Source organism: Candidatus Limnocylindria bacterium, from assembly GCA_036523395.1.
Taxonomy (GTDB): Bacteria; Chloroflexota; Limnocylindria; order P2-11E; family P2-11E; genus CF-39.
Genome location: DATDEH010000073.1, coordinates 1 through 1543 on the forward strand (window position 1 = coordinate 1; position 1543 = coordinate 1543).

2 protein-coding genes are annotated in these 1543 nt (G+C 71.6%); both read left to right on the top strand.

Annotation, left to right across the window (positions count from 1 at the left end; translation table 11 throughout):
• The coding region (locus tag VI056_09870; GenBank protein HEY6203341.1) for a glycosyltransferase at nucleotides 1-641 on the top strand (641 nt) is incomplete at its 5' end.
• A partial coding sequence (locus tag VI056_09875; protein ID HEY6203342.1) for a hypothetical protein occupies nucleotides 638-1543 on the top strand: 906 nt, incomplete at its 3' end. The genes VI056_09870 and VI056_09875, both read left to right, overlap by 4 nt.

Consider the following 1543-nt stretch of genomic DNA (forward strand, 5'->3'; position numbering starts at 1 on the left):
CGCCCGAGGAGAAGGGTCTCGTGCACCGCACCTTCCGCAACGAGCACATCCCGCACGAGACGCTCGGGCTGGGACTCGATCCGCCCGACGCGTACGACGTCGCCGCCTTCCGCTCGGATCACCGGCTCGATGGCGATCTGATCCTCTATCTCGGCCAGGTGAGCGAGGGCAAGGGCTGCGGCGAGCTCCTCGCCGCATGGACCGCGTACCGCGAACGTCCGAGCGCGCGGCCCGCGACGCTCGTGCTCGCGGGAACGGTGCGCATGGAGCTGCCCGAGCGCCCCGATGTCGTCGCGCTCGGTCGGATCCCCGACGCGCAGAAGTACGCGGCGCTCGCAGCGGCCGACGCGCTGGTGTTGCCGTCGCGGTTCGAGAGCCTCGGCATCGTCCTCCTCGAGGCCTGGCAGGTGGGGACGCCGGTCGTCGTGCGCGCGGACAACCCCGTGACCGCCGGCCAGGTCGCGCGCTCGGGCGGCGGCGTGACATACCGAGACGCGGACGGCTTCGGTGACGCCCTCGACCGCGCGATCGCGGCGCGCGCCGCGCTCGGCGCCGCCGGCCGCGCGTGGGTGGAGCGCGAGTCGTCATGGGAGGCGTTCGACGCGCGACTTGCGCAGCTCGTCGCGCTGACCGCGCAGTGACGAACCCGAGCCTGATGGTCGTCGTGCAACGCTATGGCGACGTTGGCGGTGGCGGCGCGGAGGTGCACGCAAGAGAGGTCGTCCAGCGCCTCCGGCCTCATTTCAACGTCGAGGTGGCCACGACGACGGCGCGCGACTACTGGACCTGGGCGAACGAGTTCACCGCTGGCCTCACCGCGGTCGACGGCGTGCCGGTGCACCGCTTCGCGGTCGAGCGTGGACGGTCGCGCGACTTCCGGCTCCGCGAGCGGCGCGCGTTCTCACGGACGCACACGCTCGCCGATGAACGCGCGTTCGTCGAGGCGCAGGGACCGGTCGCGCCCGACCTGCTCGAGCACGTGAACAAGCGCGGCCGCCAGGTCGACCACGTGCTCTTCTTCACCTACATCTACTACCCGACGGTGCTGGGGCTTCCGCTCGCGCCGGAGCGCGCGGTCCTCGTGCCGACGGCCCACGATGAGCCCGCGATCCGGCTCGCGATCTACAAGCCGGTGTTCTGCGCGCCGCGCGCGATCGCGTACAACACCGCTGAGGAGCGCGCGATGGTGCACCGGCTCTTCCAGAACGAGCGCGTGCCGAACGAGGTCGTCGGCGTCGGCGTCGACGTGCCGGCGGAACCGTCCGCGGACCGGTTCCGCCAGCGCTACGCCATCGAGGGTCCGTACTTCCTGTACGTCGGCCGCATCGTCGAGAGCAAGCAGTGCGGGCAGCTGTTCGATGCGTTCGCGCGCTGGCAGGACTCACGCGGCACGCGCGCGACGCTCGTGCTCATGGGCCACCGCGAGATGCCTGTGCCCGATCGTCCGGACATCCGGCTTCTCGGCCGCACCTCGGACGAGGACAAGTTCGACGCGCTCGCGGGTTGCGTGGCGCTCGTGCAGCCGAGCCTGCTCGAGTCGCTC